11 protein-coding genes are annotated in these 15,547 nt (G+C 51.5%); 7 read left to right on the top strand and 4 right to left on the bottom strand.

Translation table 11 applies throughout. The features are described 5' to 3' along the window. The first annotated feature begins 185 nt into the window (after positions 1–185). Positions 186–1,314, top strand: a protein-coding gene (prfB, locus tag K1X45_RS03535) for a peptide chain release factor 2 (RefSeq protein ID WP_116087919.1) whose coding sequence is annotated in 2 segments (ribosomal slippage) — positions 186–254 and positions 256–1,314 — 1,128 coding nt in all. Because the reading frame shifts where the segments join, the coding sequence is not laid out codon by codon here. A 68-nt stretch (positions 1,315–1,382) separates the two neighbouring features. Here the strand turns inward: prfB and K1X45_RS03530 are convergent. Both K1X45_RS03530 and bcp read right to left on the bottom strand, forming a co-directional pair. Beyond that, positions 1,383–1,742 carry a hypothetical protein gene (locus K1X45_RS03530; protein ID WP_220159862.1) on the bottom strand — a complete coding sequence of 120 codons (360 nt, stop codon included), beginning with the start codon at positions 1,740–1,742 and terminating at the stop codon, positions 1,383–1,385. A gap of 356 nt (positions 1,743–2,098) precedes the next feature. After that, positions 2,099–2,596: a thioredoxin-dependent thiol peroxidase gene (gene bcp, locus K1X45_RS03525; RefSeq protein ID WP_220159861.1), complete on the bottom strand. Its 498-nt coding sequence runs from the start codon at positions 2,594–2,596 to the stop codon at positions 2,099–2,101. Positions 2,597–3,159: 563 nt separating this feature from the next. Here bcp and K1X45_RS03520 point away from each other — a divergent pair. Continuing rightward, positions 3,160–6,621, top strand: a complete 3,462-nt coding sequence (locus K1X45_RS03520; protein WP_370627137.1) for a DUF3971 domain-containing protein — start codon at positions 3,160–3,162, stop codon at positions 6,619–6,621. Positions 6,622–6,695: 74 nt separating this feature from the next. Here the strand turns inward: K1X45_RS03520 and tyrS are convergent, their stop codons facing one another. Continuing rightward, entirely contained in the window at positions 6,696–7,949 is a 1,254-nt protein-coding gene (tyrS, locus tag K1X45_RS03515) for a tyrosine--tRNA ligase (RefSeq protein WP_220159859.1), read from the bottom strand. 251 nt (positions 7,950–8,200) lie between these two features. Here tyrS and K1X45_RS03510 point away from each other — a divergent pair, with 251 nt between their 5' ends. Then, complete coding sequence (locus K1X45_RS03510) at positions 8,201–9,322, top strand: anhydro-N-acetylmuramic acid kinase (protein WP_220159858.1); 1,122 nt, start codon at positions 8,201–8,203, stop codon at positions 9,320–9,322. Between the two features lie 42 nt (positions 9,323–9,364). On the opposite strand, the gene K1X45_RS03505 is transcribed toward K1X45_RS03510, so the two are convergent. After that, positions 9,365–10,039: an alpha/beta hydrolase gene (locus K1X45_RS03505; RefSeq protein ID WP_022711445.1), complete on the bottom strand. Its 675-nt coding sequence runs from the start codon at positions 10,037–10,039 to the stop codon at positions 9,365–9,367. 287 nt (positions 10,040–10,326) lie between these two features. Between K1X45_RS03505 and K1X45_RS03500 the strand changes: the two genes are divergently transcribed. The 4 genes from K1X45_RS03500 (at position 10,327) to sufD (ending at position 15,418) form a co-directional block, all read left to right on the top strand. Next, positions 10,327–11,541: a cysteine desulfurase family protein gene (locus K1X45_RS03500; RefSeq protein ID WP_220159857.1), complete on the top strand. Its 1,215-nt coding sequence runs from the start codon at positions 10,327–10,329 to the stop codon at positions 11,539–11,541. A gap of 221 nt (positions 11,542–11,762) precedes the next feature. Beyond that, positions 11,763–13,286, top strand: a complete 1,524-nt coding sequence (gene sufB / locus K1X45_RS03495; protein WP_121993428.1) for a Fe-S cluster assembly protein SufB — start codon at positions 11,763–11,765, stop codon at positions 13,284–13,286. A 90-nt stretch (positions 13,287–13,376) separates the two neighbouring features. Then, on the top strand, positions 13,377–14,132 hold the full coding sequence (gene sufC / locus K1X45_RS03490; RefSeq protein WP_022711442.1) for a Fe-S cluster assembly ATPase SufC: 756 nt from the start codon (positions 13,377–13,379) through the stop codon (positions 14,130–14,132). A gap of 8 nt (positions 14,133–14,140) precedes the next feature. Further along, positions 14,141–15,418 carry a Fe-S cluster assembly protein SufD gene (sufD, locus tag K1X45_RS03485; RefSeq protein WP_370627063.1) on the top strand — a complete coding sequence of 426 codons (1,278 nt, stop codon included), beginning with the start codon at positions 14,141–14,143 and terminating at the stop codon, positions 15,416–15,418. Positions 15,419–15,547: the final 129 nt, after the last annotated feature.

Raw genomic sequence — 15,547 nt, 5'->3', positions numbered from 1 at the left:
ACAGGCTTATAGAGCGGTTATTTTTCCTAAGCAGGAAAACCGCTCTATATCTTTATATTAACGCAGTTTCGGACGAAAAACCGGTTTCCACTTTTTCTGAAACTGCTTGTAGCGCCTGTATGCTTTTGTATTTAAAGCTCAGGTTTGACTGCGAAATTATTAAGACTGACAAAGGAGCCGCAGCTATGCGTGCCGAGATTGAGAACTTGGTTGACGAAATCAAGCAGGCCATAAGCCTGCTGAGGAGGCATCTTTGACTGGGATCAGTCACTGAAGAAACTCGAATATCTGAACAGCCGCGCTGAAGATCCGACCCTGTGGAATGACCCGCAGGAAGCACAGAAGCTTATGCGTGAACGCCAGCAGCTGGATGACAGCATTAACAGTATTCTGGCGCTGACCCGTTCGCTCGATGATAATATCGAGCTGATCGCTATGGGGGAAGAAGAGGGCGACAAGTCCATCATCACTGATGCGGAAAACGGTATTCGCGAGATCAAGGCGGAACTCGACAAGCGTCAGATTGAAATGCTGCTCAGCGGTGAAGCTGACGGCAATGATGCTTATCTGGAAGTTCATGCCGGTGCCGGTGGTACGGAAAGTCAGGACTGGGCGTCCATTCTGCTGCGCATGTATTCGCGCTGGGGTGAGCGCGACGGCCGTAAGGTGGAAGTTCTGGAAGTTCAGGCAGGGGAAGAAGCGGGTATTAAATCCGCAACCATCCTCGTGAAAGGCCATAACAGCTACGGTATGCTGAAAACGGAATCAGGTGTGCATCGTCTGGTGCGTATTTCGCCGTTTGACTCCAATGCCCGCCGCCACACATCCTTTGCCAGTATCTGGGTCTATCCGGTGATCGACGACAATATTGAAGTCGAAGTATCGGAATCCGATGTCCGTATTGATACTTACCGCGCCTCCGGTGCCGGTGGTCAGCACGTTAACACCACAGATTCGGCGGTTCGTATTACGCATATTGCCACCGGTATTGTGGTGCAGTGTCAGACCCAGCGTTCACAGCATAAAAACCGTGAACAGGCCTGGTCGATGCTCCGTGCGCGTCTTTATGAAGAAGAGCTGAAGAAGCGTGAAGAAGCCGCCAATGAGGTGAATTCTTCCAAGACAGATATCGGCTGGGGACACCAGATCCGCTCTTATGTCATGCAGCCTTATCAGCTTGTCAAAGACCTGCGCACCGGTGTTGAAAGCACAAGTCCGGACGATGTTCTGGATGGTGATCTTGATGAGTTTATGGAAGCTGCTCTGGCGCAGCGCGTACACGGCAAGGATGCCGATGTACAGGATATTGACTGATCTGAGTTGATTGAATGAAAAAAAGCCGCCGGTGAGATGATCTTACCGGCGGCTTTTTTTATGATCGGTTATTTCGGAACCGGACCGGTGATGAAAGGATCAATTCCGGCAAAACTGGCAGCGGTGTTCAGATCAACAGCGCCTTCGTGGAATCTGGCATCATAAATCTGATCAGGCAGTGGCGGCATCGGCTGGGGGGCGACACTCTTCTCAGATTTCAGCATGGTCAGGGATGTGTCAGGCAGCGGAGCCTGAGCCGGCAGAACAGAGGCAGCCAAAGCACCGGCAATCAGCACACCTGCACTCACACTATAGCCGATGAGTCCGGCAAGCAGAAAATTGCCTGCGCGGGACGTCAAACGCAGTCGCGCAACCGATGCGGAGAGTGGTGAGAGATAACGGGTCATGATCTTACCTGTGACTGACATAGTCTTATCCCGTAAAGCCTGCTGTTCGTTCTGCTTTTCATCAAAGAAAAGCAGCTCTGTGATATTATCTCAGACAGATTTGCGGGTTTTGTATGGCAGAATAAGCTGCCTTTACTGCCCCGCAATTACCGTCTGAGCGGATCACTTCCAGAGCGGTTCTAGTAAAGTTGAATCGTAGAACCGCTCTGTTTCATCTTTATTACGCATTATCCAACGCAAAACCGGTTCCCACTTTTGCTGGAAATGCTGCAACTATAACAAACTGTGCGGACGGGTAAAACTGTTCTGGACTGTTGCGCAGATCATACACCGTAACAGAGTTAATAAAGGGTTTCCGTGCCGGATATTTTCGATACTCAACCGAGTTTACGGGCGGCTTCAAGCACAGCCTCGGCATGACCGGCAACTTTTACCTTGCGCCAGACCTGTGCGATTTTTCCGTCTTTGCCGATCAGGAAGGTGGAGCGCTCAATGCCCATATATTTACGGCCATACATGCTCTTTTCTACCCATACACCATAAGCATTGCTCAGAGCATTTTCTTCATCAGCAAGAAGCTCAATGGTGAGATCATGTTTATCGATAAATTTGTCATGCTTGCGTACGCTGTCAGGGGATACGCCGATAATGCTGACATTGATGGCATTAAATTCCGGTTTCAATGCGCTGAAGTCAATTGCCTCGCGGGTGCAGCCGCTGGTGTCGTCTTTCGGATAAAAATACAGCACATAGGCTTTACCCTGAAGAGCAGTAGATGAAAGCGTGTCATCACCGTTTTTAGGCAGGGAGAATGCCGGAGCCGGATCACCTGCCTGCAAAGCAATTGCGGCAACATTATCTGTCGGGTTGGTCATAAGTGCGCCTTTCTTCATCCTTATGGGAGCAAGGACTGAGCGTGTTACGTTTCATCTGATCCGCGACACCCGCTCTGCCTGTTATTCATGTGAATGGTTGAGGATGTGTTCTACAATGATTCTGCACGAGGATTAATGTTGTGCCGGATAATAGAAAAACTCAAAGCATCCGGTGTCATTTTCTCGGGGTTAGGTGAATTGATTTATTTCCGCGACTTGTAATCATGTGTTGTTTCTGAAATTTTGTCAGTTAATCAGGGCTTTGAAATAACGATTCATCAATGACAGCAATCTGATCTGTTTTATATTGATGAGAAATGACAGAATTTCTTTTGAAAATTATGCAGTTCAGGTGCAGCCAATCCGGATAGTGATTTAAGTTTTTGAAAGAAAAACCAAGAAAAATCCGCTTTAACAAGCGTGACATACAGCATCTTGATCAGTATCCGTCATCCGGTGCGGGGCCTGAGAATAAAGCTGTGCTGAAAGACTGCCCTGATTATAAGACCGGCTTACATAACAGAGCAGCCCGCAAGGCAGCGCGCAGAAAGCGCAAAGGCTTTATCGCAAAATGCTGGCGCGCCTTTATCTCTGTCAGTTTTGCTTTGATTGTACTGGCAGGTATCGGTTTTCTCGTGCTGCGTACCGGTATCAGCAGCGATATGTTGCGCGATGAAGCACAGCAAAGATTGCAGGAAATCTTAGGGCCTGATGCCGGTGTGTCGATCAGCAAGGCGCTGGTTTCGCTGGATGGTAACAGACATCTGGCGATTGAAGCGCGTGATGTTGCTCTGAACAGCCGCATTCAGGATGTTTCCGTAGAAAAGCTGGGTGTTGTCAGGCTGGGGCTGGCACCTTTGCCGCTGCTGACCGGCTCAGTTCAGGTTGCCCAGATTGAAATCGGCGATGCTTTGATCCGCCTGCAAGAGGGTGAAACCAAGCCGAAACCTTTTATCCTTTTGCCGTTTAATGACAGGGGACTGGTCGATTTTGATCAGCTGTCGCGTGAAGTCTTTGCGGGTATCGATCAGACACTGGCACTGCTGGATATGCGCGGCACAAAAGCAATTGCATTGCATGATGTGACATTTGCTTTTCGCGCGATGGAGAAAGATCAGGAAATCCTGATCCGTAATGCGCAGGTCAGGCAGAACGGGCAGAAAGTTACGCTGGATGCCGAATTTGTCTGGCAGGGCAAAAGCACGGCTTTGCAGGCGGAAATGATCCGTTCCGATGATCCCGCACATGCCTCTAACTTCTTTCTGACACTGGATAATATTCCGGTCAGTCTTGGCTCGCCGGAAGAAGTCATGCCGCAAATGGGCAATGACCGGCCAAATCCGGCTTATTTCCATGTGAACAGCACGGCATCTCTGGCTTTAACCGGACAGGCCTCTACTGAGGTGCAAAAAGAAACCCTCTCCGGCAAGCTGACGCTTGATGATGCTGTCGTGGATATGGGACGTGAGCGCGGCATCAAAGGCAATATGGCGCTGTCGTTTGAGCATATTGCCGGTGGTGAAAAGCTTGAGATTAAGGCGCTTGATCTCAATCTTGGCGGCTTGTCCACGGTGCTTGAAGGTGCATTCGGGGTAGAGCCGGTTGCTGAAACGGAAAGTGCAGCCCAGAAAATCCGCGAACAGGCAGCGCGTATTGCGAGTGGTGAAATGTCAGCTGCAGGGCAGCAGACAGACACTCTGCCTGTTTTGAAGAGCGCACGATCCGCGATCACGCAAACGGAAACCGATATTGCGGAGAAACCGGCTTACCGTTTTGAGCTTGTATCCAGAAATGCCGTCAGCGCGCCGGAAAACTCCGCCGAAGCGCCTTTGCCATTCGGCGTGAAGATTGCCGGTCGTCTGATGCAGAATGCCAGCCGTGTTGACTTCAATGATCTGAATGTCAAAACAGATTCCGGTGAGCTTTACGGTCAGGGGCGCATGATCTTTGGTCATGGCTCTCCGGCGATGATTTTTATGCTGCGCATACCGGGTATGCCGGTCGCACAGGCCAAGCAGCTCTGGCCACTCAATGTGGCTGATGGTGCACGCGACTGGGTGCTGAAGAATCTGTTTGGCGGTCATATGACCGAAGGCCGGATTGATATTGCACTGCCTGCCGGTCACTTCAACGGACCGGGACTGCCGCCGGATTTGACGGAATCCGATATCAAGGCTGATTTCAGGGTTGAAGGCACACGGTTTGACGTGATCGGTGAGATACCACCGGTGCGTGATGCAACAGGCACGATTGCGGTGCGCGGTGCGCATACAACCATCAAGCTTGAAAAAGGTACGGCCTTTACACCGGTTAACCGTCAGATCAATGTGGATGGCGGAACATTATTTGTGCCTTGGGGACGTCAGCGTCCGGTGATTGCGGATCTTGATCTGGATCTCAGCGGTGAGGCACCGGCGATCACAGAGCTTGTTGGCTATAAGCCGATCAATGCCTTGCGCAAATTGCCGTTCAGCGCTGAAGATCTCAGCGGCAATGTGAATGCGAAAGTAAAAGTTGCGTTTTCGGTTACCAAGGATGCACCGAAAGATAGTCTGAAATGGCAGGCTGATCTGGCTTTCAGCGATGTGACTTTGAAGAAACCGTTTAACGGTCAGAATGTGACGCAGGCCAAAGGCAATCTGAGCGTCAATGATGATGTGGCTAAAATCGATGCGACTGCACGGCTGAATAATATTCCGGCCAAGCTGGCTCTGGTTGAGCCTTTGGCGGATATGAATATCAAGCGCCAGCAAAATATCCGGCTGGAGCTGGATGATAAAACGCGTGAGACTTATTATCCGGGGCTGAACGATATTTTTAAAGGCCCGCTGACGCTGGATCTGGGCGAAGAACAGGGTGAGATGCGCAAAATCTCCGCTGATCTCGGCAAGACGCAGGTCAATCTGCCATGGCTCGGCTGGAAAAAAGGCACAGGCATTCCTGCAAAACTGACAATGGATATGAGGCTGCCGAAGGAAGGCAAAGGGCCGGTACTGGTTCGTAACTTTGTCTTTGACGGCACCGGTTTCCATGTCAGCGGTGATCTGACACTTGAAAATAATGAATTGCAGAGTGCAAATATCCGCAAGCTCAATATGACGCGCAATGATGATCTCAGCCTTGAAGTGCGCAAATCCGGTAATGGCTTCCGCGCGGATGTCCGTGGTACGGCTTTTGATGCGCGGGCGCTGATCCAGCAGGCGGTTTCAGGCAATACGGATGAAAAGAAGGCCAGCCAAAGTAAAAACGGGGTGATGCCGCGCATTGTCGTCAATGCACAGATTGATGATGTGAAAGGTTTCTATGATGAGAGCCTGCGCAATGTCACCGTGTCTTATGAAACAGCAGGGGCGAAAGTCTCCGGCGTGTCACTGAATGCGGTGACCGGAAATGGCGCACAGGTCAGTGCGACATCCAGCAATCAGAAAGGTGCCAGTTCTGTGGCGCTGAGCTCGGCTAATGCCGGAGCGGTGCTGCGCTTCTTTGATTTTTACGACAAGATGCGTGGTGGCAGAATTACCGTTAATCTGACCTCGCAGGGCACGGGGCCCCTTTATGGCGCGATTGATGCCCGTGATTTCTCGGTCATTAATGAGCCGCGTCTGGATAAGCTGGTTTCTACCAGTTCCAATGGCGGCAAGAGCCTCAATCAGGCCGTGCGCGGTAATATTGATGTGACGCGGGTCGACTTTGAACGCGGCTATTCGCAGATTGAAAAGGGCTCCGGTTATCTGACGCTGAAGAACGGCGTTCTTCGCGGCCCGCTGATAGGTGCGACTTTTCAGGGCATTCTCTACGACCGCAACGGCAATATGGCCGTTACCGGCACATTCATGCCTGCCTATGGTCTGAATCGTTTATTTGGTGAAGTGCCGGTGCTGGGTGCCATTCTCGGCAATGGCCGCGACCGTGGTCTGATCGGGATTACCTATAAGCTGGCAGGCAATGCCAAGCAGCCGAATATTATCGTCAATCCGATTTCTGCGATTGCGCCGGGGATTTTCCGCTCGATCTTCGAATTCTAATCTGGTTTTGAAATTTGATAATAAAAAAGCGCGGATTACTCCGCGCTTTTTTGATTTCTCGTGATGAGAATAGCTTATTCCGGACGAACCAGAATGTGTTTTTTCTTACCCAGCGACAGTTTGATGATACCGTCTTCGGTAACGTCACCGGCAGTGATACCGGCGCGTTCATCCTGAACAGCCACATCATTGATGCGCACTGCACCGCCCTGAATATGACGACGGGCTTCACCATTGGAAGAGGCAAGACCGGCTTTAACCAGCAGAGCCTGAATACCGAGACCAGCAACCAGTTCGTTTTTGGCAATGCTCAAACTTGGCAGATTGTCAGAAATTGCACCTTCTTCAAAAGTTTTGCGTGCAGTTTCCGCAGCCTGTTCCGCAGCTTCACGGCCGTGGAGCATGGCGGTGATTTCGGTGGCCAGAATCTTCTTGGTCTCGTTGATTTCCGAACCGCCAAGTGCTGCCAGACGCGCAATCTCATCCATAGGCATGGTGGTGTAGAGCTTGAGGAAGCGTTCTACGTCGGCATCTTCGGTATTACGCCAGTACTGCCAGAAGTCATACGCGCTCAGCATGTCAGCATTGAGCCAGACAGCGCCATTGAGTGACTTGCCCATTTTCGCACCGGAAGAGGTGGTCAGCAGCGGCGAAGTCAGCGCGTAGAGCTGCGGCGTGCCCATGCGATGGCCGAGATCAATACCATTGATGATATTGCCCCATTGGTCAGAGCCGCCCATCTGCAGGCGCATATCGTAGCGCTTGCTGAGTTCAACAAAGTCATAAGCCTGAAGGATCATGTAGTTGAATTCGAGGAAGGACAGCGACTGTTCACGATCAAGGCGGGTTTTAACCGAGTCAAAGGACAGCATGCGGTTGACGGAGAAATGACGGCCGACATCACGCAGGAACTCGAGATAGTTGAGACCTGCCAGCCAGTCGGCATTATTGACCATCAGCGCGTCGGTTTTGCCTTCGCCGAAAGTGAGGTAATTGGTGAAAACCTTTTTGATACCGGCAATATTGTCGGCAATGGTTTCAACCGTCATCAGCTTGCGGGCTTCTTCTTTAAATGACGGATCACCGACCATACCGGTGCCGCCGCCCATCAGCGCAACCGGACGGTGGCCGGTTTTCTGCATCCAGTGCAGCATCATGATCTGAATGAGGCCGCCCGCATGCAGACTGGATGCTGTCGGGTCGAAGCCAATATACGCAGTCACAGTTTCCTTGGTGAAGAGTTCATCCAGACCTGATTCATCAGAAACCTGATGAATAAAGCCACGTTCGGAAAGTGTGCGTAGAAAATCGGACTTAAAGCCGGACATTGATTTTTCCTGTCTGACAAAGGATTGTGATATGGGAAGACCCCAGAGAGCAGGCCGTGAATATTATTCCGGTGACTGACACAATCCAGCGTTTAACATTATTGCAGGGCAAATCACAATAAAGGTGTGACATCGTAAAAGGCGATTTTATCGCAAATTGCTGTCGTTTTGTGCCGTTTGTGTGGTTTATGTAACCTGCCTGTACCTGCCAACCGTGCAAAACCGGAAATATTGAAAACGGGAAGACAAAGATGACTGCACTCTATCGCGCACTCGGATTGATGAGCGGCACCTCTATGGATGGTATTGATCTGGCGCTGATCCGGACAGACGGTGAGCAGATGGTTGAGCGCATTGCTGCGGGTAACATGAATTATTCCGATGCTTTCCGCGCCCGTTTGAAACAGGGGCTTGTCGATGCCCGAAGCATCACGCAGCGTGATGAGCGTATTGGTATTCTTGAAAAACTTGAGCATGATCTGACATTGCTGCATGCGGTGGCGGTGCAGGATTTTCTGTTTGCCAATGGTCTGAATGGGGATGATGTTGATGTCATCGGCTTTCACGGGCAGACGGTGCTGCATCGCCCTGATGATGCGCTGACCGTGCAGATCGGTGACGGGGCGTTGCTGGCACAGGAAGCCGGTATTGATGTGGTATATGACATGCGCGCTGAGGATATGCGTCATGGCGGGCAGGGTGCGCCGCTGATCCCCGCCTATCATGCGGCCTTGGCACATAATCTGGAGCAGCAGCCGGATATGCCGGTTGTCTTCGTCAATATTGGCGGGATTTCCAATCTGACCTATGTCGATGAGACAGGGCGGCTGGCAGCTTTTGACAGCGGACCCGGTAATATGCTGATCGATCAGTGGATGGAACTGCACGGGCAGGGTAGCTTTGATGCCGGTGGTGCGCTGGCATTGAGTGGTGCTGTAAATACCGAGTTGGCCGCGCATTATCTGGGTAATGCATTTTTCACCGGTAATCAGCGCCGCGCACTGGATCGCGGGGACTTTGCTGTGCCTTCAATCGGTGTTGTATCGGTTGAGGATGGTGCCCGTACATTGGCCTATGTCGCGGCGGCTTCGATCCTGCAATCAGCGTCCCATCTGCCGCAGAAGCCTCGCAGCTATATTGTGAGTGGCGGCGGGCGCAAGAATGCAGCGATAATGTCTGAACTCTCTGCCTTGGCGCAGGCTGAAGGTGCCGTGGTGATTGATGCGGATACAGCCGGACTGGACGGTGATTCCATGGAAGCCGAGGCTTGGGGCTATCTGGCTGTGCGCAGTTTGAAAGGCTTGCCGCTGACTTATCCCTCAACAACCGGTTGCGACAAGCCGGTGAGTGGCGGGGTCTTGGTAAAGGCATAAATAAAAAAGACCGGCGATTAGCCGGTCTTTTGCTTTTGTCGATTAGCGCAGACGTTTTTGGCGAACTTCTGTCAGCTCACCCATCAGGCGGCGATCCAGATATTCTGAACATTCCGCAATCAGTTCATCACCCATGCCGGAGAAGAAGTGATTGGCACCGGCCATGGTGTTCTGCGTGATTGTGATACCCTTCTGGGTTTTCAGCTTATCAACCAGAACCTGCACATCCTTCGGCGGTGCAACCTTATCCTGATCACCATGAATGATCAGACCCGATGAAGGGCACGGTGCGAGGAACGAGAAATCATAGGTGTTCGGCTGCGGCGCAATCGACATGAAACCTTCGATTTCCGGACGTCGCATCAGAAGCTGCATGCCGATCCATGCGCCGAAAGAATAACCGGCAACCCAGCAGGTTTTGGAATCAGGATGCAGCGACTGCACCCAGTCCAGTGCGCTTGCCGCATCGGACAATTCACCCGCGCCGTGATCAAACTCACCCTGACTGCGTCCGATTCCGCGGAAGTTAAACCGCAGAGTCGTGAAATTGCGGCTCTGGAACATGTAAAACAGATCATAAACGATCTTGTTGTTCATGGTGCCGCCGAATTGCGGATGCGGGTGCAGGATGATGGCGATTGGTGCATTCTTCTCGCTTGAAGGCTGATAACGCCCTTCAAGGCGACCCGCAGGACCATTAAAGATGACTTCTGGCATATGTACTCCGCTATAACCGCCGGGTTGCGTGACCAAATGGCCGGTTCGCAACACAAGTGTCGTATTTGTTATTTATAAGCCTGATTGTTACCAATCACGACTTTACGGCTTAAATTCTGAGCAAATCCTTGACTGTTTCGCTCATAAATCTTACAACCGACTTTAGAATCTTTCAAAACTGGAGGGTGTAAAAAAACACTCATGCAGCTTAATAGTCTGCTCTGGTTTGAAATTTCAAGATAATTGCGCGTTTAACGCAAATATGGTGCTTCGCGAAAGAGTCTGCAATGCCAAAGCCGCGTATCTATTTCGATTATAATGCCAGTGCGCCGCTGAGTGAAGCCGCGCGCGAGGTTGTGGTCGCGGCATTGAATGTGACAGGCAATCCGTCTTCTGTGCATCAGGAAGGTCGTGCGGCGCGCGCGCTGGTTGAATCAGCGCGACGTGACGTGGCCGCCCTTTGCGGTGCGAAGCCGGATCATGTGTTTTTCACCTCCGGTGCAACCGAAGCAGCAAACACATTGCTGACACCGCTTTATAAAATGGGGCGCTCAGAACTGCGCCTGTCGCATCTTTATGTTTCGGCGACTGAGCATCCGTGTATGTTGTCCGGCGGGCGTTTTGCTGCGGAGAATATGACTGTGTTGCCGGTTGATCATCAGGGCATTGTTGATCTTGATGTGCTGGAACAGGCGTTAAAAGCGCATGATAAATCCAAAGGGCTGCCGCTAGTGGCAGTCCAGTGGGCGAATAATGAGACTGGTGTTATTCAGCCGGTGGAGAAAATCGGTGCGCTGGTCAAAGCTGCGGGTGGTTTCTTCATTGTTGATGCCGTGCAGGCTGCAGGGCGCATCGCGCTTGATATTGCTGCAGCTTCTGTCGATTATCTCATTCTCTCTTCCCATAAAATCGGCGGCCCTAAAGGTGTTGGTGCTGTGGTTGCGATCTCTGATCTGGTTATGCCGTCTGCGCTGGTACGCGGTGGCGGGCAGGAGAAGGGGCATCGGGCCGGTACTGAAGCCTTGCCGCTGATCGCCGGTTTTGGTGCCGCAGCGCGCGAAGCTTTGGCGGCGCAGCAAGAGGGCAGCAATCTGCCGCGCTGGTCGGATGCAATCCGCACTGTGATTGAAAGTGGTGTGCGCAGGCTGGCAGATGATGTGCTGGTGCATGGTAATGCCGTGCCGCGCCTGCCGAATACAAGTTTTATTTCCTTGCCCGGTATGAAGGCCGAGACCATGCAGATCGCTTTTGATCTGGGCGGTATTGCACTTTCTGCCGGTTCGGCCTGTTCATCCGGCAAGGTTGGCGCAAGCCATGTGCTTGCGGCGATGGGCTATGAGGATGAATGCGGTGCATTGCGCGTCTCGACAGAAAAGTCGGCGACAATGCAGGACGCGGAAGCATTTCTGACGATTTTCGAAAGACTGGTAGCCAGACGGGATCAGACACGCAGTCAGGTTCAGGCACAGTTTTCGGGCGAATCGGAAAATAATGCCGCCTGAGAGGGCAGGTATTTCTGAATGGCCATTGTGGTTTTGCGCACAGTAATGTGATGCAAAACCGGCCGGAGTTCAAAGTCTGAGGCGGTGCTCTTTAAAACATCGCCAGCTGACAGACTTTTATAGCGCCCCAATGCGCACTATATGTTTATGACAGCAAAATCTTTGCTGCCATAGCGTTTTTAACTGTCGGGCCTTGACCCTGACAAGGATGGAGAACGGCGATGCCTGCAGTGCAGGAAACGATCGATCAGGTCGCCACGCTTGACGTGGACCAGTACAAATATGGTTTTGAAACAACCATCGAAATGGATAAGGCTCCTAAGGGGCTGAACGAAGATATTATCCGTTTCATTTCCGCGAAAAAAGAAGAGCCGGAATGGATGCTGGAATGGCGTCTGGATGCTTACCGCCGCTGGCTCACTATGGAAGAGCCGAAATGGGCGCGCGTCAATTATCCGGAAATTGATTTTCAGGATATCCGCTATTATGCGGCTCCTAAAAATCAGACCGGCCCTAAGTCTCTGGATGAAGTTGATCCGGAACTGCTGCGCACTTATGAAAAGCTCGGAATTCCGCTACGTGAGCAGGAAATTCTGGCCGGCGTACGCAAACAGGGTGAGCCGAGCGAGATTGACGGTAATCCGGCAGACAATGTTTACGCATCAGGCCGTGTGGCTGTTGATGCGGTGTTTGACAGTGTTTCCGTTGTCACGACTTTTAAGGCTGAGCTTGCAAAAGCCGGTGTGATTTTCTGCTCGATTTCGGAAGCAATCCGCGAATATCCGGATTTGGTGAAGAAATATCTGGCTTCTGTTGTGCCGGTTTCGGACAATTATTACGCCACACTCAACTCCGCTGTCTTTACCGACGGATCATTCGTCTATGTACCAAAAGGCGTTCGCTGCCCGATGGAACTGTCGACCTATTTCCGTATCAATGAAAAAGATACAGGCCAGTTCGAGCGTACGCTGATTATTGCTGAAGAGGGCGCTTATGTGTCCTATCTGGAAGGCTGTACAGCACCGCAGCGTGATGAAAACCAGCTCCATGCAGCTGTTGTTGAACTGATCGCGCTTGATGATGCCGAAATCAAATATTCCACCGTCCAGAACTGGTATCCGGGCGATAAGGAAGGCAAGGGCGGTATTTATAACTTCGTGACCAAGCGCGGCGATTGCCGTGGCGACCGCTCGAAAATTTCATGGACACAGGTCGAAACCGGCTCTGCTGTCACATGGAAATACCCTTCCTGCATTCTGCGTGGTGATGATTCACGCGGTGAGTTCTATTCGATTGCGGTATCCAACGGTTATCAGCAGATCGATAGCGGTACCAAGATGATCCATCTCGGTAAGAACACATCGAGCCGCATCATCTCCAAGGGTATTTCAGCAGGTAATTCCAATAATACCTATCGCGGTCAGGTTTCTGCCCATCGTAAAGCAACCAATGCCCGTAACTTCACCCAGTGTGACTCATTGCTGATCGGCAATGATTGCGGTGCGCATACGGTACCTTATATCGAAGCGAAAAACTCGACTGCGCAGTTCGAGCATGAAGCAACAACCTCGAAAATCTCTGAAGACCAGCTGTTCTATGTGATGCAGCGCGGTATTCCGGAAGAAGAGGCTATTGCTTTGATCGTGAACGGCTTCGTTAAGGAAGTTATTCAGGAACTGCCGATGGAATTTGCCGTGGAAGCTCAGAAGCTTATCGGCATCTCGCTCGAAGGTTCGGTTGGTTAAACAGGGCTGGCGGAGTGTGATCTCCGCCCCTTTAATCAGCTCATTGATATTTTTCGGATCCTGAGAGATCCGGTATAAAAGGTTACACTCATGTTAGAGATCATTAATCTGCACGCCAAAATCGCTGACACGGATACAGAGATCATCCGTGGTCTGAACCTCACCGTTAAAGCCGGTGAAGTGGCTGCGATTATGGGCCCGAACGGTTCGGGTAAATCCACCCTGTCTTACATTCTGGCCGGTCGCTCAGACTACGAAGTTACCTCCGGTGACATTCTGTATAACGGCGAAAGCATTCTGGAACTCGATCCTGCGGAACGTGCAGCCAAGGGCATCTTCCTTGCATTCCAGTATCCGCTGGAAATTCCGGGTGTTGCCACAATGGAATTCCTGAAAGTTGCTATGAATGCGCAGCGTAAGGCACGCGGTGAGGAAGAGCTGAAAATTCCTGAACTGCTGCGTCGCGTTAAAGAAGCTGCCGGTGGCCTGAACATGGATATGGCCATGCTGAAGCGTCCTCTCAATGTCGGCTTCTCCGGCGGTGAGAAGAAGCGTGCGGAAATTCTGCAGATGCAGCTTCTTGAGCCATCACTCTGCGTTCTCGACGAAACCGACTCCGGTCTGGACATTGATGCGCTGAAGATCGTTTCCGATGGTGTGAATGCTCTGCGTTCGCCTGACCGTGCAGTGATCGTGATTACGCACTATCAGCGTCTGCTTGAATATATCGTACCGGACAGCGTGCATGTTCTTTACAAAGGACAGGTTATCAAATCCGGCGATAAGAGCCTCGCTCTGCATCTGGAAGAAAACGGATACGCTGAAATCATCGGCGCAGCTGCTTAAAGAGAGGGATGAATATGAACGTCCATCTTCAGAAGGTCAGAACGCCGGCTGAGAGTGCATTGATTGATGCATTCGCTGTTCGCGTTGGTGATCTGCCGGGTGATACGGAAGTCGTAAGTGCCCGCGATAACGCACTGGAAGCTTTGAAAATCAACGGTCTGCCTGGCCGTCGTATTGAAAGCTGGCATTATACAGATCTGCGCACATTGCTGCGCTCGGTTGCGCCGTTTGATGCGAATGTGAGCCATAAATCTGTTGCGCCGCTGCTCGACGGTTCTGCCGTGCTGACCGTTGCCAATGGTGTTGCGCAGAAGCCTGTGCAGATCGAAGGCGTACGCGTTGAAGCGATCCGCGATATTCTGGGACAGGGCATTGCTGCCCATACTCTGAAAACCCGTGGTGATGATGATGCGATCGGCCAGATCAACGCAGCCTATGCCAGCGATGGCTGGGGTCTATCCGTTGCTGACGGTACCGAGCTGGAACAGGCGATTGAGCTGCAGAATTTGCAGCCTTCCGGCCAGTCCCATGTGCGTTTTCCGGTGAAGATCGGCTCGAATGTCAAAGCGACATTTATCGAGCGCCAGATCGGCGGTGAAGCAGAAACTTTCGCAACCAGTATCGGTCATGTGACCATTGCTGATAATTCAGAGATCGTCTGGGTTATCGTGCGTGAGCATACGGATCTCTCCACACAACTGTCGCAGATCAATGTGACAATCGGTGAGAATTCCAAGCTGATCCTGTTCGTGATGAATGCCGGCGGCAAGCTGGTACGTCAGGAAATCAATGTGGATGTAAAGGGCGAAGGCTCTGACTTCCAGCTTCGTACGCTCAACCTGCTTGGCGGCGAAACAGTGACTGACGTGACCATGAATGTTGGTCATCTCGTTGAAAACACCACCTCGACCGAGGTTGTGCGCAATGTGGTGACAGACAAAGCGCGCGGTATTTTTCAGGGCATGATCCGCGTTGCGCAGATCGCTCAGAAGACTGACGCGAAAATGGCCTGTAACACTTTGCTGTTATCAGATGATGCGGAATTTGCGGCTAAACCTGAGCTGGAAATCTTTGCTGATGACGTGGCCTGCGGTCACGGTGCGACTGTGCGTGAGATTGAAAAGGATCACCTTTTCTATCTGATGGCGCGCGGTGTGCCTGAAAATGCAGCCCGTGGCCTGCTGGTCAAAGCCTTTATTGCAGAAGTGATCGAAGAGCTGGAAAACGAAACCCTCGTTGAAAAGCTGGAAGATATTTTGCAGAGCTGGCTCGAAAAACACGCTTGATGATGCAAAAAGAGCGGGAAATTTCCCGCTCTTCTTCCCTGATATAGAGCACATGGTGCCTTATTGATTTTTGTGAGCACCTAGTGCTCTTGCCTGCTTTTTTGAGCACAAAGTGCTCAGGAGTACGAT

The organism is Pseudochrobactrum sp. Wa41.01b-1, from assembly GCF_019464455.1.
In the GTDB taxonomy this organism is placed as follows: Bacteria; Pseudomonadota; Alphaproteobacteria; order Rhizobiales; family Rhizobiaceae; genus Pseudochrobactrum; species Pseudochrobactrum saccharolyticum.
The sequence above is the reverse complement of the archived record's forward strand: the minus strand, read 5'-3'. Positions and strand labels throughout refer to the sequence as shown.

Coding starts and splice junctions, on each gene's coding strand:
- K1X45_RS03530 (WP_220159862.1), bottom strand. CDS start 1,742: ATGTCAGTCACAGGTAAGATCATGACCCGTTATCTCTCACCACTCTCC.
- bcp (WP_220159861.1), bottom strand. CDS start 2,596: ATGACCAACCCGACAGATAATGTTGCCGCAATTGCTTTGCAGGCAGGT.
- tyrS (WP_220159859.1), bottom strand. CDS start 7,949: ATGTCCGGCTTTAAGTCCGATTTTCTACGCACACTTTCCGAACGTGGC.
- K1X45_RS03510 (WP_220159858.1), top strand. CDS start 8,201: ATGACTGCACTCTATCGCGCACTCGGATTGATGAGCGGCACCTCTATG.
- K1X45_RS03505 (WP_022711445.1), bottom strand. CDS start 10,039: ATGCCAGAAGTCATCTTTAATGGTCCTGCGGGTCGCCTTGAAGGGCGT.
- K1X45_RS03500 (WP_220159857.1), top strand. CDS start 10,327: ATGCCAAAGCCGCGTATCTATTTCGATTATAATGCCAGTGCGCCGCTG.
- sufB (WP_121993428.1), top strand. CDS start 11,763: ATGCCTGCAGTGCAGGAAACGATCGATCAGGTCGCCACGCTTGACGTG.
- sufC (WP_022711442.1), top strand. CDS start 13,377: ATGTTAGAGATCATTAATCTGCACGCCAAAATCGCTGACACGGATACA.
- sufD (WP_370627063.1), top strand. CDS start 14,141: ATGAATATGAACGTCCATCTTCAGAAGGTCAGAACGCCGGCTGAGAGT.